The organism is Sinomicrobium endophyticum (assembly GCF_052983315.1).
Genome location: NZ_JBRKIS010000036.1, coordinates 1 through 21,269 on the forward strand (window position 1 = coordinate 1; position 21,269 = coordinate 21,269).

Consider the following 21,269-nt stretch of genomic DNA (forward strand, 5'->3'; position numbering starts at 1 on the left):
GAGTATCTCTCGGCATCCGGTATAGGTAAATTATTGGATAATAACCTGCCAGAGCTTGCGCCCCAATCCAAATATTCCTGGAGCGATGTCTTGTATTCATTGCTAAGCATTTACTTATGTGGTGGCGACTGTATCGAGGATCTTCAAACCCATCTTAAACATCATTTCAAAGGCAATCCTTACCTGAATATGCCTAGTTCCGACACGATGCTACGGCGTATAGGTAATTTATCCGAACCCACTGCCCAATGTAAGACCAAAAGAGGTTCTGTACTTCACACATACAGCACCCACTCGGTCTTGGGGCAATTGAACATGGAGGTATTGAAACATTTGGGTGTTTTTAAACAAAAGGAACTCCTGGTGGATTATGACAATACCATCATTTTCAATAAAAAAAAGGATAGTAAAATGACCTATAAGCGTGCCCCGGGGTATCAACCCGGGGTCTGCACCATTAATGAGAACCAGGTCCTTTACATAGAAAACAGGAACGGGAACAGTGACGCAAAGTCCTTTCAGTGGGATACATTATCTCGCCTGTTCCATTTGTTGGAAGCTAATATAGACCGTAAAATTGACCACTTCAGGGCCGATGCTGCTTCCTATCAATATGATGTTGTGAAATTAGTGCAACAAAAGGTAAGGTACTTTTACATTGGCTGTAAAAACAGTTATGTGGAAAAATATTTCAAAAAAGTAGAAAGTTGGGACACCATATCGGATGCCAATAATAACGTTATGGAAATTGGACAGGTTTTAGTGACCCCATTCGAACAACAGGCCAAAAAGGCCGGGGAAAAACCTGTCCAATACAGACTGGTGGTCAAGCGGTCGTTCAAACCTACAAAACAAACCGATGCTTTTACCGGGGATGCTTATCAATACCGCGCCATACTCACCAATAACCTTGAACTCCATATCACCGAACTGGTTCGGCTCTACAATCACAGGGGGAACATGGAGCGTCAGTTTGATATCCTCAAGAACGATTTCGGGTGGGACGGGATGCCTTTCTCCGCCTTGGGCAAGAATACCGTTTTTTTATATTTAACAGCAATCTGCCGCAACCTTTACCATCATATCATGGAATGCTTTTCCTCCAAATACAAAACACTAAAGCCTTGCTATCGTGTTAAAAAATTCCTTTTTAGGTTTATCCTCCTGCCATCAAAATGGATAAAACGTTCCAGACAAGTATCCCTCAGGGTTTATGGAAATATGCCCTTAAAAACTTAGCTGGCAAAAACAAAAACGCTCCGTAAAATAATGACCTCCACAGAGAAAGTATAAAAACTTTAACAGGGGAAGTATGCCCCAACATTTAAAAAGATATCGGAAACCTACAAAAAAAGCAACGTTTAATCCTTAAAGCACCAAAATCAAAACGGGGGGTAATGATTTACTATAGACATGCGGATTTTAGGGGGTTTCGGGAAATATTCACTTTCAGTTGTTTGCTTCCTTTTTGAAGATAGGTTTCTTTATGTTTGGCGGAGGTTATGCTATGATTCCTTTGCTGGAGCAGGAACTGATCCGTAAAAAGGGATGGATTACGAGTGATGAACTCCTGGAGATCATATCCTTTTCCCAGATGACCCCGGGTACCATAGCTATTAATGCCGCAACATATATTGGTAATGCCAAAGGGAAAACACCGGGAGGTATAGTGGCTTCTTTCGGGATTATTGTCCCGTCTCTTCTTATCATCACCGTTTTGTATTATGTGGTAGGAGGATATTTTGAAAGTGAAATGGTGCAGAAAGCTTTTACCGGGATAAGGGCCTGCCTGGTGGTTATGATATGCAGGTCTGTTTATACCCTGATGAGGTCCGGGATGAAAGGGAGCGTTTCTTTCGTGGTTTTTTTATTGGCTTTGCTGGCTTTGTTCTGCGGTGTTCATCCTATTCTTATCATCGTTGCCGGAGGATTTTCAGGTTTCCTGGTATGGAAATGGTTTCGTTTAAAATATAAAATTTAACTGGCGGTGATCGAGGATATATTGTTATTAATATGGGTGTTTTTTAAGATCGGGCTGTTCAGTTTCGGCGGAGGGTTAACAATGGTTCCGTTGTTCATCGTGGAGTTCGAAAAACACAACTGGATGACCAGCGATCAGTTTATGGATGTATTGTCTCTTGCTCAGATGACCCCCGGAGCTATAGCAATGAATTCCGCTACCTATGTAGGTAACGATGTAGCGGGAGTAACGGGAGGTATTATAGCTACAACTGCACTTGCAGCTCCTTCGGTGATTATAATGCTTTTGCTTTCCACGTTTCTTGCAAAGATAAAACAACATCCGGTCAAAGAGGCCGTTTTTAAAACACTTAAACCGGTAACCATTGCCCTTATTTTGTTTGCCGGGATACAAATTGGCGAAAATACGTTCTTCGGGGAAGATTTTATTTCCATTCGGTGGAAAGCTGTTGTTATAGGGCTTTTAATAGCTGTTATCCAATACAGGTTTAAAAAGATGAATCCTGTTTTTCTCATCATTTTATCCTGTATAACAGGGATGGTTATCTTATAACAACTGCTTTCGGGGATAAAGAAGATATTTCCGGAATACTTCCCTCCGTTGTAGTCGAAGGAACCGGCAAATTGTCGCCAGGGTTTTATACTGAATTTAGCGGGAGAAAACCTGTGTCCGGAGCCTGAAAACAGGAGTCAGGGGGATTTTTTTTAAAATTGAAACAAAAAAAATGTCCTAGGTATTGCATCGTTTAAAAATAGTTGTATTTTTGCATCCGCAATTTGAAATAAAAAATGGTCCGTTCGTCTAGGGGTTAGGACGCCAGGTTTTCATCCTGGTAACAGGGGTTCGATTCCCCTACGGACTACAAGTTCTTTGAAGAGTGAATAATTACAACGGAAAGCATGGGTGCGGGTAATAACATTTTATTATCTTTGCGAATGTTTTACTGTAGTAAAGATTCATTGTTTAAACTCGGTCCGTTCGTCTAGGGGTTAGGACGCCAGGTTTTCATCCTGGTAACAGGGGTTCGATTCCCCTACGGACTACGAAATTGAATATGTGCGGTTTCAGGTCGCAAGCGTTGCCCGGAAGGAGATATAAGAATAATTCCCGGGATCAAAGGTTTTAATTATATTTAGATTTAACAGCTAAGGAAATACAAAATGGCAAATCATAAGTCAGCATTAAAGAGAATAAGAAGGAATGAAGCAGTTCGCCTGAGAAACAGGTATCAGCACAAGACTACGCGTAACGCTATTAAAAAGCTGCGTGGTACGGAAGATAAAAAGGAAGCTGAAACCCTGTTCCCTTCTGTAGCGTCTATGATTGACAAATTGGCCAAGAAGAATATTATTCATGCTAATAAAGCGGCTAATTTGAAATCTCAACTGGCAAAGCATATAGCTACTTTGGCATAAGTCAAAAACAAAATATATAAGAGAAAAAGACTGCTTGTGAAGGCGGTCTTTTTTTTTGACGCAAGTTTATTAGTTGTTAGTTCTGAGTTCTGAGTTGTTCATTCATTCCCAACTCCAAGACTCCCCAACTCCAAGACTCCCAAACTTAGCACTCAATATCTTCAGTCTTCATCAATAACAACAAATCACTATAAATCAACGCTCCTCGTCCCCTTGTCACTTTGTCTCCCGGTCTTTTATCCCCCTCATCTGTCTTCTCCTTATATGATGCGTTTACCCTGATTACATCCCGGGTATATGCGTGTTTCGGGTAAAAGATGTTTCTGGGGCTGTACATATTCCGCGTACCTCCGCGTTTTCTTTGCGCGTCTCTGTGTAATAACTTTTTATGGTCCGCTAATCCCACGCTAAAACTAACCGACCAACTCACAAACTAAAAAGACCGCCTTAAATACTTTTAAGACGGCCCTTTGTTTGTAGATTTAGCGGAATCTACGACCTGGACATAGCAGGTGTTTTGTATCTCTGACTTTTCTTCCTCTTATTCCATACCATCTTCCTGATCTTTATATTGTAATATTCATAACCGATAATAACACAGATTACCAGGGAAGCAATATAGAAAACCATAAAGCCTATTTGCTGGTATACGATACCGGCAAAAATACCCCCGGAGAGATACGAGGTGGCGATAGCGAAGAGTACGCGAGCCCTTTCCTGTAAGCTTTTGTTCTGGCGATATTCCTTTTTGGTGAACATGGATGTCAGTAGCCCCAGGTCTGTGGTAAGACCGGTGAGGTGTGTTGTTTTAACCGAAAAATTGGATATGCTGGCGGTCAGACCGTTCTGGATACCCATAGCGAATAGCATGAGCGCCACGAGGATTTCGGTCTCGTTAAGTGTCTCCTTGTAGAAGAACTGTCCGTAAGTACCGACGGCCAGTAAACATGTGATCTCTATGATCAAAGGTGCTGAGTGCGCCGCATAAGTGTTTTTCTGATTGAAATTGACAATAATGAGATTAGAGCAGAAGTTACCTGCGAAGAACATGAATATCCATCCGAAAACCACTGCTGCCTGGTACCAGTTCCCTTTGGATATTTCTTCGGCCAGAATGGCGTAGTGCCCGGTTACGTTTGAAGTAAACGCAAAAAATATGATAACCGATGTCACGTTTACCATACCGGCCGAAAAGGCAGTCAATGAGCCTAACTGAATATTTTCTTTTATAGTTCTGCTATTATTGAATTTTCTGAGCATAGTTTTCCTGATCGATTTTTTTGAATTTCATCTTTGCAATTCCCTTGGCTTGCAAATCGGTATTGAAATACAATATCATTTCGTTTTCACTTAGCACCTGAAGGTTATAGTGTTCAGGCAAAGCTTTTTCATGATCCAGTTTAAGGATGTTTCCTCTGGACTTTAGTCTCCAGTGTAACGGTGTTAACTTTTCTCCACTGTAGAGAAGGAGTTTGCCGTCCGGGAGAAATTCCCAGGTTTCTGCCTGGTGAATTACGAGATCCCTGGTAATCTCATTTTTTACCGTATTACTGATAGCTTTACTTATAGAAGTTTCTTTTGCGTCCGGAAGTTTTTCATATTCCCAGGACACCTCCTGCCATTTGCCTAAGATAACGGTGTCCGGCGCCGGTGATAGTGCGGACAAGAGGATAAACAGGGCCAGGCATCCTCCGAAACCGAGGAAGTATACAAGCCTAACTTTTGGGTTATATTTTTTTTTCTTTTTCATAGCAGTTTTTATGGGATTAATAACTTGGCCAGAGTTTCTTCTACGGTAATAGGGGTGTGATTACTATAAGAAACTTCTGTTAATTCCAGCCCGGACTTTTTTAAATAAGGAAGAAGGTCAAATCCTTTTTTCAGCGAAGGGTGCAGAGATTTCGAATCCTCCGGAATGTATGCCTTGTTTATGTTGTTTCCCTGCAGGAAGTTTTCAAAGGCATTTTGGTTCCTTCCGTAGAAAATGTCCGTACGTAAGGTGTTTATTCTGGAAAAATACCGGTTCTTTAATATTCCCTTGGCTTCGATAAAACTTTTGCTTTCCAGGGAAGAAATGAGTTTACCCTTGGAAAAAAATACCAGTTCGGATATGGAGTTCGGAAGAGATTTCCCGTAAACGAGTATGAAATTCAGTTTTTCATTTTCATTTTCTATGGCCTTTTTTAAAAGGATAAGGGAATCCACGGTGAAATCGGTAGGTACCAGAATGTTTTTCATAGCAATACTTTTTTTACATTACTCAGCAAAGCTATGTGTACCGTTTTAGAACGGTCTTAGAACCAAATTAAAATCAGATTAAAATTTGTGTACGGGAAGTTTTATCTCCACAGTTGTACCTACGTTTTCGGTAGAGAAGACAGAAAGGAGGCCATCGTGCATTTCAACAACATTTCTGGCCAGTGGAAGTCCTATACCGTAACCGTGATAATTTCCGGTATTTGAGGCCCTGAAAAAGGGGTCATAGATGTATTGCATTTCCTGTTCCGGGATACCGATACCCTGGTCCTTGATGATAATGACAACGTGGTCGTTGGAAACCCCCAGGGCTACTTTAACGTCTTTATTGTCCGAGTATTTGCAAGCGTTCATCAGTATATTGGAAACAGCCAGGTGCAGTAATTGTTTGTTTCCTCTTATGTTGAGTTTTTCCGAAGTTTCAGGTAGCAGGTCGAAGTCGATATGGATCTGGCAGTTGGGGTATATCTTTTGGATGGTTTGTTCGGCATCCATGATGAGCTGATCAATACGGACGAGTTCAAACTTCTGCACTTTGCCGTTAAAACCGGTTTGGGCGAGGAGTAGTAACGCTTCGGTTTTTTTACTTAGTTTTTCGGCGTCTTCCAGGATGTTGGTAAGGGCGTTGCGGTATTCTTCCGCGCTGCGTTCTTTGGCCAGGGTAACATCTGCTTCGCCTATAATAGAGGTGAGCGGGGTATTTAATTCGTGGGAGGCGTTACTGATAAAGTTCTTCTGGGTTTCGAAGGAGGTTTCCAGCCGGTTGAGCATATCATTAAAGGTGAGAGTGAGACTTTTGAGCTCTTCGTTGTTTTTGGGGACTTCCAGCCGCAGGTGCATATTTTCCGTACTGATTTCACGCATTTTTTCAATAATGTTCTGTACAGGGCGGAATATCAGTTTGGAAAACAGGTAGGCAAAAGAAGCAATGATGAGTATGGAAATAAGCAGGGCTATGATCAGCAGGTTTTTGAGGTAGGCATTGTGGTGTGTGCTGTAATAGTTTTGGGCAGACACTACTACCAGGTAATCCTTGCCGTGCGTTTGGTATCGTATACCGGAAAAGTAAGTGTTGTCGCGGTTGTAAAAACCTTTCCCGTTGCGGAGTACTTCCTCAATGAAATGCAGGGGCACGCTGAGTTTTTTGGCTTTAGCCTGAGGTTCTACACCCGAAATGTCCGCGATATTTATTTTCTCATTAGGTAGTTTTTCCAGGAATTCCTGGCGTATTTCCCTTAGTACATCACTGTCCTGCTGGTGTTCCAGTTCTATTTTTGCCGCGGTGATGGCTCTTATCTCCAGTCTTTTATAAAAATCGATATAGGAGTAGTTTTCAATCGAGAAATAGATGAATCCGCTGAAAATTAAAATATAACCCAGTGTCAGTACCGTAAGGGACAGTATGATTTTATTTCGTGTATTCATCGTTTTCTTTTAATACGTATCCCATACCTATGATGGTGTGGATAAGACGCGATCTGTTATTTTTTTCCAGTTTTTTCCTGAGGTAATTTACATATACGTCCACTACATTCGTGCCTATATCGAAATTAACGCCCCAGACATGTTCCAGTATTTCCGTGCGTGAAAGCACCCGGAAAGGGTTTTTCAGGAACATGAGCAACAGCCTGTATTCGGTAGAAGTGAGATTGATGTCTTCATTGTTCCGGGTCACTGTTTTGGTGGTGTCGTTGACCAGCAGGCCGGCAAACCGGTACATGGCCTCTTCTTTTACAAACCTGTTTTCGTGGTTTTCGGAGCGCCTTAGCAGGCTTTTTATCCGGGCTACCAATTCAATGAACTTGAAGGGTTTTACCAGGTAATCATCCGCTCCGCTATCAAGCCCGAGAGCTATGTTTTCGGCGCTTCCCAGTGCGGTTAAAAATAATATGGGAATACGTTGGTTGTTCTCTCTTATGGCTTTACAGATATCAAGACCGTTGATATCCGGAAGCATAATGTCCAGGATCAACAGGTCGAATGTGGCAGATTGTGCCCATTCCAATCCCTGTTTACCCGTCATGGCAACGGTCATTTCACATCCTTCTTCGGTCAACCCGCGATTGATAAAGGAGCAAACTTTACTGTCGTCTTCTACAAGTAGTATTTTTTTTCCACGAGGCATTATCTTCTTTTTTATATGAGGACGTGTAAGGTGCAGGAGTTTTTGATAACCTGTCCGGGAGCACATACGAAAGCGTTTCCGGTTATAAAAATAAGCGATTCCCGGTTAAATTAAAATTTGTCAGGGCAACTCTTCAGGGCAAACATATTAAAAAAACTATAATTACAACCTCGAACCCCGGTGGCTTCGGTACAACAGCCTGCGGCTGTCACTCAGCCACCTTTGTTTTGGCTGTAACCTGCAACCTGGAACTTGTAACAAAAAAATAATCCCTCCAAGTCCTCAATCCCGAACTGTAACACTCTTACCGCCCCTCTCGTATATAATGCCCCCTTGCCCGAAACCTTATTTTTTTCAGCTGTTCCAATCCCAGATAACAATATCCCATTCCGTATTGTCGGAAGTGGAATAGCGGTGAAGATGGTGAAAACCTATCCTCTGATGCGCCTTTATCGATCTGTGATTTACGGCCAGTATTTCTGTTAGGATATACGGGTAGGAACCTTTGTAGGCCTCCCGGTATTGCTCGTAGAGGTGGTCAAATACGCCCTGTCCGCGATAAGCTTTGTCAACACACACCTGCCCGGAAACGATGTAATCTGTCTCTTTGAGCGCTTTTTTGTTGTACGACAGCTTGTCTATGGTGTTGAACATGGGGATGAGAACGGGAATATCCTCTTTGAACTTTTTTGTCATGGCAAGGCAGTAGCCGATTACTTTATTTCCGTCCCGGGCTATTATGCTTGCTGTTTCCGTATTCATGCGGTGTAATATGTTCCGGGTATGGCGTACCGTAACAAAACCCTGACTTGCAGCTTCTTCGGGAGAAACGGATTCTATGAAGTTTTTCTTCTGCAGCTTCAGGATACCTTCCAGGTCCGCTTCGGATTTTGCCAGGTCATATTGTATCATGCGGAGTGATTTAAAAGACAGTAAAGATATTCGAAAAAAAAATCCCAAAGGTTAAAATTCACTTATTTTATCCTTTGGGATTTTATGGGTTTTCCGGGGAAACGGAATTCCTGTTACTGGTTCATCGTAAGCAGGAACTCTTCGTTGTTTGCCGTTCGTTTTATACGGCTGTCCATGAATTCCATGGCTTCTACCGGGTTCATATCTGCCAGGTATTTTCGCATGATCCACATGCGTTGTATCGTATTTTCGTCCAGTAACAGGTCGTCTCTTCTTGTGCTGGAAGAAATAAGGTCTATGGCAGGGAATATCCTTCTGTTGGCAATACGTCTATCCAGTTGGAGTTCCATGTTACCTGTTCCTTTGAATTCCTCGAATATGACCTCGTCCATTTTAGAACCGGTTTCCGTAAGCGCGGTAGCGATTATGGAAAGAGATCCTCCGCCTTCTATATTTCGCGCGGCTCCGAAGAAGCGTTTGGGTTTGTGCAGGGCGTTGGCATCTACACCACCACTCAACACTTTTCCACTGGCGGGCTGTACGGTGTTGTATGCCCTGGCCAAACGGGTAATGGAATCCAGCAGGATCACTACATCGTGACCGCATTCTACTAGTCTTTTTGCTTTTTCAAGAACGATGTTGGCTACCTTTACGTGCCTGTCTGCGGGTTCGTCAAAAGTAGAGGCTACAACTTCGCCGTGTACGCTGCGTTGCATGTCCGTAACTTCTTCCGGACGTTCGTCGATGAGCAATACCAGTAGGTATACTTCCGGGTGATTGGCTGCTATGGCGTTGGCAATATCTTTGAGCAACATGGTTTTACCCGTTTTCGGCTGGGAAACGATCATTCCCCTTTGTCCTTTACCTATAGGAGAAAAGAGGTCTACGATGCGTGTAGAAACGGTGCTTTGCCTTTCCGCTAATTTAAATTTTTCATCCGGGAAAAGCGGGGTGAGGTGTTCAAAGGACACACGGTCCCTGACAACCTGAGGCGCCAGCCCGTTGATTTTGGTTACCCGTATAAGCGGAAAATATTTTTCTCCTTCTTTCGGGGGACGAATGGTACCGAGCACGGTGTCGCCGGTCTTTAATCCGAACAATCGTATTTGAGACTGGGAAACATATATATCATCGGGAGAAGAAAGGTAGTTGTAATCGGATGAGCGAAGAAAACCGTAACCGTCCTGCATAATGTCCAGGACACCTTCGCTTTCTACGATACCGTCAAATTCGAAATCCGGATCTTTGTACCGGTTCTTTTTTTCCTTGTCAAAATTTTCTTTGTTATAGGAAGAATGACTGTTGGTATTTCCCTTTTTCTGGTGTTGTTGTCCTTTGGGATTGTATTCCTTTTTCTTGTCTTTTGCCTGATTGTTCTCCGTATCTTCCTGCTTGTCGTTCCGTTGATTCTTTGTCCCGGTCTGAACTATCTTGCTTTTCTGGGGTGCGGGTGCGGGAGAGGGCTTTTCTTTAATCTCGGTTTTTTCCGGGATAACAGTGTTTTCCGGAGTGTTAGTTTTTTCCGGAGTATTAGTTTTTTGCGGAATATCAGCTTTTTCCGGCGTCGCTTTGGCCTTGGGAGTTTCCTGAGAAGTCTTTTTTATTCTTGTTCTGCGTGTTTTTCTCTCTTTGGGGTTATTTTCTCCACTATTGGAAGCGGGGGAAGAAGTCTTTTGTTCTGTAACAGTCTTTGGGTTTGCAGCCTGTACATCCAAAATCTGATAGATCAGGTCCATCTTTTTAAGTGTTCTGAATTTAGGAACGCTTAAGTTTTTAGCAATTTCCTGTAATTCAGTTAATTTCTTTCCTTTTAAATCTGAAATGTCAAACATTGAAATGTTAAATAAGTTAATTAATTCTTTTGAAGTGCTCTGTTAAGTCCTGTTTGTATGTTTTGGGATGAGCATCAAAGTGAAAAAAAATCGAAGTCAAACGAACCTTGTTTTGAGTCGGTTACGAATGGATACCGCAATATTACAAATTTATTTTTATAAACCGGATGTATTTTTTAAAAAGAACTCTTATTTTTGTCCATATTTTTGGCAGAAAGATGTTACAGAGAATACAGAGCATATATTTATTAATTGTGTTTTTAGTGAGTGCGGTTCTGCCTTTTGTAGTATATTTGTGGAAAGATGTACCGGGTAATGCCGTATATGCTACAGAAGATTTATGGGTGTTAGTGTCTTTTATGGTAATAGCATTACTGGCCCTTATATCCGTGCTGACGTTCAGGAACAGAAAAAATCAATTTGTGTTAAACAGGTTGAATATGATATTAAACTTAATTTTACTAGGAGTATTTGCGTATCGGTCGCTAAATTTATCCGGAGAAAGTAACATTTCAGAGAAGGGTATTGGGATATTCATTCCTGTAATTTCTATCGTTTTTTTAGTGTTGGCCAATAAGGCTATCAAAAAGGATGAAGATCTCGTAAAATCAGTGGATCGGTTGCGATAAACCTGAAATCTTAGTAGTATTAGTGCGTTAAAAACCCGTCTGTATTTGCAGGCGGGTTTTTTTATTCCCCGGCTTTGTTTATCCTGCGCGAAGCCGAAAGGCTCGCGAACCGTGACCTGGTTTCGAATGAAACCGGCGGAACCTTTTCCTATCGTTAAAGAGGGGAACGTGTCATTCGGAACGAAGCGAAGAATTCCCTTTTGGCTTTTGTGCGCTTTAACTCCACTATTTCTTCCCTAATTCTACAATTTCCAGTGCTTTGATCTGGTCTTTGTCTATTTGAAAACGGAGCATGGTACGTACCTGGTGAAAACCATACTTGCCGGCGGCGCCGGGGTTCATATGCAGAAGCTCCAGTTTCTTGTCGTATATAACCTTGAGGATATGTGAATGTCCGCAGATAAACAGTTTGGGTGGGTTTTTACGGATTTCTTCGCGGATTCTCCCGTCGTACCTTCCGGGATACCCCCCGATGTGAGTAATCCAGACATCCACATCTTCGCACATAAAACGATTGTTTTCGGGGAATTCTTTTCTGGCTTCGGCATCGTCAATATTGCCATGGACAGCACGGAGCGGAGCTGTTTTTTGCAACGTATCGGTAACTGCGAGATTACCGATGTCCCCGGCATGCCATATCTCGTCTGCTTCCCTGGCGTATTTCAGGATAGTATTGTCTATATGACTGTGGGTGTCCGATAAAAGTAATATCCTGGTCATCTGGTAAACATTTGAGAATTAAAAAGAAGTGTAAAGCCAACCACCTCCTTCACACCCCCAATTTCCAACTTCGCACTTCCAACTTCGTACTTCTAACTTCATACTTCCAACTCCGTACTTCCAGCTTCCAACTTCCAGCTTCATATTGTTTCTTCCTCAGCCATGAACTGCACTTCGTAAAGGTTTTTGTAGTAACCGCCATCTTTTTTGAGAAGTTCCCGGTGGGTGCCGGATTCTACCACTTTACCGGCATCCATGACAAGTATTTTGTCGGCTTTTTTAATTGTGGCCAAACGATGTGCTATTACTATGGATGTTCTTTTCTCCGTGATTTTTTCGGTGGCGTTCTGTATAAGTTTTTCCGAATAGGAATCTACGGAAGAAGTGGCTTCGTCCAGTACCAGGATGTCGGGGTTGCTGACATAGGCGCGGAGAAAGGCAATAAGCTGTCGCTGTCCGCTCGATAACATGGTCCCTCTTTCCTTTACATTGTAGTGATATCCGCCGGGGAGGGTCATGATAAAGTCGTGAATTCCGATTTCTTTAGCGGCGTTATGTACCTGTTCTTCGGTTATTTCAGGGTTTTTCAGGGTGATATTGTGCAAAATAGTATCGGCAAAAAGAAAAACATCCTGCAGGACGACGGCTATACGCCCCCTGAGTGAACTAAGGGTGTAGTCTTTTATGTTCACATCATCAATACGGATGTCGCCGGAATTTATTTCATAGAAACGGTTCAGCAGGTTTATAATAGTGGATTTTCCTGCCCCGGTAGCGCCTACTATGGCGATCGTTTGTCCGGAGCTTACGTGAAAGGATACCCCGTGAAGAACTTCTTCATCCTGTAGATAGCCGAAATGTACATCCTCAAAACGGATATCTCCCCGGAGATTTTCCGCCGTAACGCTGCCTTTGTCTTCTATAGAACTATTGGTGTCCAGTATACCATATACACGGTTTGCGGCCACCATTCCCATTTGCAGGGTATTGAATTTGTCTGCTATTTGTCGTAACGGGCGGAAGAGCATTTGCGACATTTCAATAAACATGAAAATACTCCCTAACTCCAGGTCGTCACCGGCAATGGTCCGCAACCCACCATACCATACTACAAGTCCAATAGTAACCGAGGAAGCGAGTTCCGCGATCGGAAAAAAGATGGAGTTGTACCACACGGTTTTAAGCCATGCCTTTTTGTGTTTTTGATTGATCTCCGTAAATTTTTCGTATTCCGTGTTCTCACGGGTATACAACTGCACGATTTTCATTCCCGAAATGCGTTCTTGGACAAAAGAGTTGAGATTCGCTACCTGTGTTCTTACGTCGGTGAATGCTATTTTCATGGCCTTTTGGAACAGGCGGGTAGCATATAGTATAACAGGTAAGACGGAAAAAACGATAAGGGAAAGCTTCCAGCTTGTAAGCAGCATTACGGTGGCGACAACCACCATTTGGAGCAGATCACTAACAATCATAAACAGGCCCTGGCTGAAGATCTCCCCGATACGCTGCATATCGCTTACGGCCCGAGTTACGAGTATTCCTATGGAGGAGTTGTCGTAATACTTCATCTTAAACCGGAGCATGTGCCGGAAAAGCTGTATCCTGATGTCCTTTATGATAGATTGTCCCAGCCAGTTGGCGTAATAAATAAAGGATAACTGGCTTATAACACCACCCATGAGTACAACCAGCATGAGGATGATGAACCGGAGGAGCCCTTCGTGATCTTTATTCGTTATATAGTCGTCTACCGTTATTTTAAGCAGGTAAGGCCTGGCAACGGCAAACAGTGATACCAGGATGGCGGCAAAGGCCACACCGTAAAAAGTGGTTCTGTATTGACGGGCATGTTTCATAAGTCTTTTGAAAAGACTTAAATCGAAAGCTGATCCTTTAGTATTGCTCATTGCTCTTTTCAAGTTAAAGACAGGAAAGAAAGTAATGCTCTCCTGCTGCCAGTTTTTTTCATATCCCCGGATAATATTTCACGCACTTCATTTGTCCGTCCTTAGCGCAATAACAGAACTCATTTAAACGAGTTCGTAATGTCCGGGTTAGAAAGATCGGGAGTTTGATATATTTTTTCCCTTTCCTTAACGTAGGGATATTGAATTTTTGTTAAATATAAACCATGTGCCGGAACTGACGCCCCGGCTTCACTTCTATTTTTACTTTCTAAGATTTTTTTAACGTTTTCTTTCTGTAATTTTCCCTGTCCCACCTGGAGCAGGGTGCCTGCAACGGCCCTTACCATATTGCGGAGAAACCGGTCTGCAGTTATGGTAAATACCAGTTTGCCTTCCTTTCGTTCCCAAAGGGCACTTTCTATAGTACAGAAATAGGTCTTGACATCTGTTTTTGATTTGGAAAAACACTGGAAGTCTTTATGGCCAAGTAATATTCCGGCTGCACTGTTCATTTTTTCCAGGTCCAGGGGATGCCTGTAGTAGAAAGACAGTCCTGCCAGAAACGGGTCCTTTAAAGGATTTATCCAGTATTCATAGGTGCGGGAGGTGGCGTCAAAACGTGCATGTGCTTCATTTTCTACCTCGAAAATACGATATATGGCAATGTCTCCCGGCAAAAGGGAATTCAGTTTGTACACGAGTTCAGCGGCAGAGATACCGGTATCCGTGTCAAAGTGGGCAAACATCTGCCTGGCATGCACCCCGGTATCTGTTCTTCCGGCACCGGTAATACTGACCGGTTCCCGTAACAATAAGGAAAGCGATTTTTCTATGGTTTCCTGTACCGTAATGGCATTGGGTTGTTGCTGCCATCCGTGATAACCCTTTCCGTGATATGACAATTCTATAAAGTATCGCAAAGGAAGTGCTTTTTTGAAGATACAAAGATAAGAAGTTATTCCGTTACCGGCTTTCGGTTTTGTTCCGGAGCCTTATCGGCGGCGTGGTAAGCGGAGATTAACTAAGGTCCTCTTTGATTATATTAATGAGTTCTTCTGTAGTGTTATAAAGAGTGAACTGTCCGTCTCTGATATAGGAGATCTGCCCGGTTTCTTCGCTGATTACCAGGACCACTGCGTCTGTTTTATCTGTGATGCCTATGGCTGCCCGGTGCCGGAGTCCGAAACGAAGCGGAATGCTTCTTTCGTTGGAAACGGGGAGAACCACCCGGGTGGCAACAATATAATTTCCTTCTATAATGGCTGCCCCGTCGTGGAGGGGACTGTTCTTGTAAAAGATGCTTTCTATAATAGGGATAGTTATCTTTATATACATACTGTCCCCGGTATTTTTGACAAAATCCAGGGGAGTATTGCGTTCAATCACCAGAAGTCCGCCGGTTTTAGAACTTCCCAGTTTTTCGCAGGCTGCGACAAGTGCTTCTACATTGGTCTTGACATCAAAATTGTCGTCCCGGAAAAACCTGAAATATTTTTTGATATTTTTTCGGTTAGCAAGGTTCGTAGAGCCTATGGTAAGAAGGAACTTTCGTATTTCCTGCTGGAAAAGTACTATAAGTGCAAAAAAACCAACACTCATAAAACTGCCGAAAATACTGCTCATCATGTGCATTTGCAGTTCTTTGGTAATTCTCCATATGAGGTAGATGATACCAAAACCAATAAATATATTAACGGCAACCGTACCCTTTACCAGCTTGTATATATAATACAGCAAAAAGGCAACGAGTACAATGTCTATGATGTCTATGATCTTAAAGTCGAGAAAATCAAATATTTTCAAGGTTCTGCTTTTAGTGTAAATTTAGCAAAAAAATACCGGGGAGATGTAATTTCCGGTAATAAGTAATTCGGGAACTTTAAGGGGCTGTGCTTATGATGTTTAAGCTATTTGAGATGCCGCCCTAAATGTACAGGGCAAACGGACTAAAGAATAATAAGCAGTTCAACATCTCCGTGAACCTCTGTGCATCTCTGCGTTATAGCTATTACACAAACCTGCCTGCCGGCAAAGGCAGGGTTTCACGGAGAAGCACAGAGTTACACAGAGCAAAAAAACGATATTAAACAGAATGGATAATCAGAAATTTAATTTTTAATGTGTTTGCCCTGGCCAAATGTACTTCGGAGAGTGGATAACCCGTGGAATTTTTATAGAGCCGGGTTTAGTACATGACAAAAATTAATTTCGTCATACGAGTATGCCTGTCGTCGAGTGTACGAGTTATCAACATCCATCCATATACCCGAACACCAAAGATCAAGATGCGTTTTGCCTTGTGGTAATACATACGATGTTAATTGAAATAAAAAAATGTCATGTACTGAAAGAGCCGGGTTTAGTGCATGACAAGAGTAGATTTTGGACTATTTGTCGGATAATCCGTTTTTGGTTTTTAACCGGATGGACAGGGCGTGAGTGCTTGTGGGAAAATATAATTTTAAAAGTGATATTTCCGAAAAACGAATATAAATGATTTTAAAGTATTTTTTGGCAATGTGTGGTGGTGTTGATTGCGGAAGAAGAGAAATGCCGGTAATTCAAATTTATGGAAGAAGAAAAATCAACGGGTATAACAGGTATTTATTTTTATTGAAACAATTATAAATATTAATTATATGGAGTCGGATGTTGAATATTGCCGTTAGATGTGTCTACAATATATTTGGGTGACAGAAAAAGGTAATTTTATAGGAGAAAGTATTAGAGCTCTTCTAAACGACTATTTTTGTTCTTGAGACCTCATGGTGCCGAGGAATCTCAAAATGCGCTTATTTTTACTGTGGTGACTTCATTTTTCTACCTCGAATAGATTTATTTTATGAGTAGATATAGTTCTATTCTTTTTTACTATAAGTAATCCGTTGTATATTTTGAACGAAAGGATGGAGCGGAGAGGAAAAATCCTTCATCGGAGTTTCGGAAATTGGTGTCCGAATAATCTCAGGATGTGTTTACTCGTATCACTTTTTGTGTTCGGATGGGTGAAATATATTGTCTTACAGTTAATTAAGAATATTGACCCGATGCCTTCCGGATAGGTAGGCATCGGGAATGAGAATTTATGGATTCCGGGCTCCTCCAACGTGTTCCCGGGTAGGGGCTTAGATAACCGGTTCTTCTATAAAAGAGTAACTTAGTTTTGCTTTTACTTCCCAGATTTCCGCTATTTCATTCATGTGAATTTTTATTTCCTGCGGAATCATTTTATTGTCATTAATAAGAAGCAGTTCTTCGGAAGAATCATAAAGTGTCCGGACTCTGTTTATGAAAATCCCCCTTATTTTACTGATCATTACATAATTTTTGTTGTCCATTATAGTTTCGGAAACATCTAATTGTCTGGCAATTACGATAGAATTATCTTCGAGAGTAGGATACATCATATTACCTGTAACCTGGAATGCCCTCATATTGTCTCCGCTTATAAACGGGAAATTATATTTTGGGATAGTGTTTATGAAAGAATCTTCTCCTAGGTGATGTACGTACTGGTATTGGTACTCCCTGGTTACAACACTGATGTTTTTGTTGTAGTTATTTTTTTCTACTTCTGTGATGGTATTGTCATCATAAAAAACTTCATTGAGATCAATGCCATAAGTTTCACAAACTGAGACTATAAGTTCATAATCCAGGCTGTTTCTTTTCTTCCAGGTGGAAATGGTGTTGGGTTTTACATCCAGAATATTCGCAAGATCAATATTCGTCTTGATTTGTAAGTGTTTTTTTAGCTTATCTAAAATAAAACTCGCATTAGGTGATTTTTTTTCTTGCGTATTCGCGTAATGATACCTATATTTGGAAGTGTTTAACATTTGTTTATGATTTTTTGTACTCATATTGAGATACAGCTTCTATACTCTTCTCAATGAGTGGGTTCTACAAAAAAATTAAATAAAGGCTGGTTGTTTTAGTTGTTTGTAACGGTAAGGTTCTGTCGGTTGTTTAGGTATGTCGGGTGTTTTTAGTACTAAAAATTCTCTTTTCGTAATATAAATAACTGCTTTTGCCGCTGATTATTGTTCAAAGTGACTGCAAATAACATGTTAAAAGAGGAGGATGAGAAAAAAAATCGTTGAAAACGTCTAAAAAATCGTTCTTCTGTTTGTAAGTGGTTAGTAAGAAATGTTTAAAAGAGTTAATTGTTTTTGTCTGTAACTCTGTTTTTTACGGAGTGTTAAGGCGGGCGGGACTAAATAAAGACTATGGTGGAAAATTACTTTCGTTATAATTGTTGGTCAGAAAATAATAAAGAGGAGCATTCTCGAAGTGTGAATGGCTCAGGTCTTTGTTATTCCTGTTTAGTTCTTCCCTTAAAATATAATCTACCCTCATTTTTAATTCAAATGTATCCGAACCGAAACATCCTGTCCGGTGCAGGACCGGAAGGTGTTATTGCGGAAAGCGTATGGTCAGATGCTGGAGGTCGGAAATATGTCCGTTCTGTTGCACTATGCGGTTTTCGCAAACGTGTAAACGAATCAGAAAACAGTATTGTTTAATAGTTATTGTGTTCTCGATAGAGGTATTTATTCTAGTTTAACTTGAAACCCTGTTCTATGTACAAGAAAACTACTCAGAAGAGTAAGGTCAGTGTGTTATTTTTTCTTTTTACCTTCTCTTTGATTGTGTTAAAATCTACCCTTGGTTTTGCGCAGCAAAGTCCTTTCCATGCCAATAATCAGGAATGGGATAAGGATCTTTCGTGTCTTGCTTGTGAAGTAGCCGACCCGGAATTCTCTGTGGATTCCGACCCCGATAATTTCGCGTCGCTTAATGCTTCCTTTGGTATCGCAGGAGGTGTCTGGCAGGATCTTTCTTTTCCTTTTGGGGGATTGGAAGGTGACGCTGTGGAAGTGGAAATCGGCATTGGCGGAGGCCTTGTGGACTTCTCCGTGCTCGGCGGCCTTACCCTGGAAAGTTTTAACGGAGCCACTCCCAATGGAGATGGGGTATCCCTATCGGATCTTGTTAATATAAAATTAGTTCCCGGAACTACAGACCGTTACGTGGTCACCTTTATTGGCGGGGCTACTTTCGACCGTGTCCGGGTAAAATTTGCGGCAATAGCTACTGCGCTTACCAATGTCCGTGTTTATGGTGCCAGGCTTCGTTACGGAGCACCGGCAGTATCCGGAAACATTGCAGAGCCCGGGGCTTCTGCAAATCTGCAGTTATCTCCTGTAGGTGCAGGTGATAGTGTGGAGTGGTTTGCTCAAGCGGAGGGAGGAACTCCTATCGCAACAGGTTTAAGTTACACTACTCCTGCATTAAATGTTAATACTACCTATTATATAGAAATAACCCGTGACGGCCTTACCGAACCGGTACGTTATCCTGTGACGGTAGGGATCAATTTCCCTCCTACAGAAGGGGCCAGGGAACGGGTCTATGCCTGTAGCCAGGATAACCTGGCCATAGGCGGGGTGCAAAACCCGGAACTCGCCGTAGATGGTGACCCGAGCACGCATTCTACCTTTACCATATTAAAAGTAGGTGCATTTTATCAAAGATTAAGCTTTACGGACTGTGCGGTAAAACCCGCAGCCGGGGATGCTATGCATATCAAGCTGGGTACAGAAGCCGGATTGCTTGAGGTTTTGGGATTTGTTGGTATCCAGGCCGTTCGCAATGGTGTGCTGGTTGGTGATGTAGTGCCTTTGATAAACCTGGTATCCGTATTGAACGGTCCGGAGCAGATCGAAGTGGTGTTTACCCCTTCGGTAAACGGAACCCCTATCGATTACGATGGCGTACAGATCACGAAATTGTCATTAGATAGCTTCCAGACTCCTTTACATATCTATGAAGGGTATTTCTACCAGCCGGCTACCGGTCCTGTAGATGTAAACCGTCCTGTAGATGTCCTTTGGGGAACCGGAGGCGATATAGCCAGTACAACCAATTTTGTAAGAGATGTAGCCAATGCCTTTGATGGTGACGATACTACTTTTGCTCATTTGAGAGCGAATCTTTCCCTGCTTAGTGAAGGCGTACATATTACCGCTTTATACCCGACCTTGTCCGTAGAAGGCGATGGCGTACGGGTGTTACTACAAAGAGAAGAAGGCGGATTGATCGATGCTTCGGTATTGTCAGAAAATATCCGTATACGAACATACAATAATAACGATGCAAACAGCGAGTTGACTTTAGACCCGGAACTGATCCAGTTATCGTTGTTCCCGGGAACGACGGATGTTTACGAGTTGATCTACCCGGTGAACGTACCGTTCAACCGTATAGAAGTATCGTTTGATGCCGGGCTGGCGAGTGCTTTTGAAGGACTACATGTCTATGAACTGGACAGGGCACAGGATGTTCCCGGGGGAGAATTCCCCGATCCTTTAAGTCCTTTCCATGCCGTGAGCCAGGAATGGGACAAGGATGGATTATGTGCCCTGTGTGAAGTGGCCAATCCCGATTTCTCCATAGATGCCGATCCGGATAACTTTGCTTCTCTTAATGCAACTGTTGGTATTGCCGGAGGTGTTTGGCAAGACCTTATTTTTCCGTTCGGAGGTTTGAACGGAGATGTTGTGGAAGTAGAGCTCGGAATAGGAGGCGGATTAGTGGACTTCTCTGTGCTTGGCGGGCTGACGCTGGAAAGTTTTAACGGTACTGTTCCTAATGGTGATGGTATATCCCTGTCAGAACCTATCAATATAAAACTGGTTCCCGGAACTACAGATCGTTACAGAGTAACTTTTGAAGCAGGAGCAAACTTTGACCGTGTTAGGGTAAAATTTGCGGCAATAGCCTCTGCATTAACTAATATACGTATACATGGCGCCAGGCTTCGCTATGGTATGCCGGAAGTTTCCGGTAACCTGGTAGAACCGGGAACCGCTGCAAATCTGCAGTTGACACCGGTAAGTCCCGGCGACAACATTGAGTGGTTTGCTGATGCCGAAGGAGGGACACCTATAGCAACCGGATTGAGTTATACCACTCCTGCATTAAATGTTAATACTACCTATTATATAGAAATAACCCGTGACGGCCTTACCGAACCGGTACGTTATCCTGTGACGGTAGGAATCAATTTCCCGCCGACGGAAGGAGCCAGGGAACGGGTCTATGCCTGTAGCCAGGATAACCTGGCCATAGGCGGGGTGCAAAACCCGGAACTCGCCGTAGATGGTGACCCGAGCACACATTCTACCTTTACGATATTAAAAGTAGGGGCATTCTATCAAAGATTGAGTTTTGCGGATTGTGCGGTAAAACCTGCAGCGGGAGATGCTTTGCATATCAAGCTGGGAACAGAGGCCGGCCTTCTGGAAGTACTCGGTCTTGTTGGTATCCAGGCAGTTCGTAATGGTGTTCTGGTAGGGGATGTTATTCCCCTGGTAAACCTGGTATCCGTACTGAATGGTCCGGAGCAGATCGAAGTGGTGTTTACCCCTTCGGTAAACGGAACCCCTATCGATTACGATGGCGTACAGATCACAAAATTGTCATT

Annotated in this window: 19 protein-coding genes and 2 tRNA genes; 9 read left to right on the top strand and 12 right to left on the bottom strand. The window is 42.5% G+C overall.

All coding sequences use genetic code 11. The features are described 5' to 3' along the window. The 6 genes from ACVBDU_RS13105 to rpsT form a co-directional block, all read left to right on the top strand. Window positions 1–1,239: IS1380 family transposase (locus ACVBDU_RS13105; RefSeq protein ID WP_447178411.1), on the top strand; the 1,239-nt coding region annotated here is incomplete at its 5' end. 214 nt (window positions 1,240–1,453) lie between these two features. Then, window positions 1,454–1,981: a chromate transporter gene (locus ACVBDU_RS13110; RefSeq protein ID WP_447180188.1), complete on the top strand. Its 528-nt coding sequence runs from the start codon at window positions 1,454–1,456 to the stop codon at window positions 1,979–1,981. 6 nt (window positions 1,982–1,987) lie between these two features. After that, window positions 1,988–2,533, top strand: a complete 546-nt coding sequence (locus ACVBDU_RS13115; protein WP_447180189.1) for a chromate transporter — start codon at window positions 1,988–1,990, stop codon at window positions 2,531–2,533. A 238-nt stretch (window positions 2,534–2,771) separates the two neighbouring features. Then, window positions 2,772–2,843, top strand: a tRNA-Glu gene (locus ACVBDU_RS13120). Between the two features lie 109 nt (window positions 2,844–2,952). Further along, a tRNA-Glu gene (locus ACVBDU_RS13125) sits at window positions 2,953–3,024 on the top strand. 117 nt (window positions 3,025–3,141) lie between these two features. Beyond that, window positions 3,142–3,396, top strand: coding sequence for a 30S ribosomal protein S20 (gene rpsT, locus ACVBDU_RS13130; RefSeq protein WP_447180190.1), 255 nt, complete (start codon window positions 3,142–3,144; stop codon window positions 3,394–3,396). A gap of 492 nt (window positions 3,397–3,888) precedes the next feature. Here the strand turns inward: rpsT and ACVBDU_RS13135 are convergent, their stop codons facing one another. From ACVBDU_RS13135 to rho, 7 genes are all read right to left on the bottom strand, one after another. Further along, window positions 3,889–4,656 carry a YoaK family protein gene (locus ACVBDU_RS13135; protein WP_447180191.1) on the bottom strand — a complete coding sequence of 256 codons (768 nt, stop codon included), beginning with the start codon at window positions 4,654–4,656 and terminating at the stop codon, window positions 3,889–3,891. Beyond that, window positions 4,637–5,146, bottom strand: a complete 510-nt coding sequence (locus ACVBDU_RS13140) for a hypothetical protein (protein WP_447180192.1) — start codon at window positions 5,144–5,146, stop codon at window positions 4,637–4,639. Before ACVBDU_RS13140 ends, ACVBDU_RS13135 begins: the two co-directional genes overlap by 20 nt. Before the next feature lie 8 nt (window positions 5,147–5,154). After that, the gene (locus ACVBDU_RS13145; RefSeq protein ID WP_447180193.1) at window positions 5,155–5,634 is read right to left on the bottom strand and encodes a hypothetical protein; all 480 of its coding nucleotides are present in this window, start codon (window positions 5,632–5,634) and stop codon (window positions 5,155–5,157) included. Between the two features lie 78 nt (window positions 5,635–5,712). Next, a complete protein-coding gene (locus ACVBDU_RS13150) occupies window positions 5,713–7,077 on the bottom strand; it encodes a sensor histidine kinase (protein ID WP_447180194.1) in 1,365 nt (454 codons plus the stop codon). Beyond that, window positions 7,061–7,777: a response regulator transcription factor gene (locus tag ACVBDU_RS13155; RefSeq protein WP_447180195.1), complete on the bottom strand. Its 717-nt coding sequence runs from the start codon at window positions 7,775–7,777 to the stop codon at window positions 7,061–7,063. Before ACVBDU_RS13155 ends, ACVBDU_RS13150 begins: the two co-directional genes overlap by 17 nt. Window positions 7,778–8,131: 354 nt before the next feature. Continuing rightward, window positions 8,132–8,689: a GNAT family N-acetyltransferase gene (locus ACVBDU_RS13160; protein WP_447180196.1), complete on the bottom strand. Its 558-nt coding sequence runs from the start codon at window positions 8,687–8,689 to the stop codon at window positions 8,132–8,134. Window positions 8,690–8,802: 113 nt separating this feature from the next. Next, complete coding sequence (gene rho, locus ACVBDU_RS13165; protein ID WP_447180197.1) at window positions 8,803–10,521, bottom strand: transcription termination factor Rho; 1,719 nt, start codon at window positions 10,519–10,521, stop codon at window positions 8,803–8,805. A 218-nt stretch (window positions 10,522–10,739) separates the two neighbouring features. On the opposite strand from rho, the gene ACVBDU_RS13170 reads away from it, so the two are divergent. Then, the gene (locus tag ACVBDU_RS13170) at window positions 10,740–11,150 is read left to right on the top strand and encodes a DUF4293 domain-containing protein (RefSeq protein ID WP_447180205.1); all 411 of its coding nucleotides are present in this window, start codon (window positions 10,740–10,742) and stop codon (window positions 11,148–11,150) included. Between the two features lie 225 nt (window positions 11,151–11,375). Here ACVBDU_RS13170 and ACVBDU_RS13175 read toward each other — a convergent pair whose 3' ends face one another. From ACVBDU_RS13175 to ACVBDU_RS13190, 4 genes are all read right to left on the bottom strand, one after another. Then, a complete protein-coding gene (locus tag ACVBDU_RS13175) occupies window positions 11,376–11,870 on the bottom strand; it encodes a metallophosphoesterase family protein (RefSeq protein WP_447180198.1) in 495 nt (164 codons plus the stop codon). Window positions 11,871–12,010: 140 nt separating this feature from the next. Then, window positions 12,011–13,780: an ABC transporter ATP-binding protein gene (locus ACVBDU_RS13180; protein ID WP_447180199.1), complete on the bottom strand. Its 1,770-nt coding sequence runs from the start codon at window positions 13,778–13,780 to the stop codon at window positions 12,011–12,013. Window positions 13,781–13,899: 119 nt separating this feature from the next. Further along, complete coding sequence (gene truA / locus ACVBDU_RS13185) at window positions 13,900–14,700, bottom strand: tRNA pseudouridine(38-40) synthase TruA (RefSeq protein ID WP_447180200.1); 801 nt, start codon at window positions 14,698–14,700, stop codon at window positions 13,900–13,902. Between the two features lie 97 nt (window positions 14,701–14,797). Then, complete coding sequence (locus tag ACVBDU_RS13190) at window positions 14,798–15,583, bottom strand: diadenylate cyclase (RefSeq protein WP_447180201.1); 786 nt, start codon at window positions 15,581–15,583, stop codon at window positions 14,798–14,800. 690 nt (window positions 15,584–16,273) lie between these two features. On the opposite strand from ACVBDU_RS13190, the gene ACVBDU_RS13195 reads away from it, so the two are divergent. Further along, a complete protein-coding gene (locus ACVBDU_RS13195; RefSeq protein ID WP_447180202.1) occupies window positions 16,274–16,408 on the top strand; it encodes a hypothetical protein in 135 nt (44 codons plus the stop codon). A 497-nt stretch (window positions 16,409–16,905) separates the two neighbouring features. Here the strand turns inward: ACVBDU_RS13195 and ACVBDU_RS13200 are convergent, their stop codons facing one another. Continuing rightward, a complete protein-coding gene (locus ACVBDU_RS13200) occupies window positions 16,906–17,619 on the bottom strand; it encodes a LexA family transcriptional regulator (RefSeq protein WP_447180203.1) in 714 nt (237 codons plus the stop codon). Between the two features lie 744 nt (window positions 17,620–18,363). Between ACVBDU_RS13200 and ACVBDU_RS13205 the strand changes: the two genes are divergently transcribed. Then, window positions 18,364–21,269 (top strand): immunoglobulin domain-containing protein (locus tag ACVBDU_RS13205; protein WP_447180204.1); only part of this gene is annotated, 2,906 nt, incomplete at its 3' end.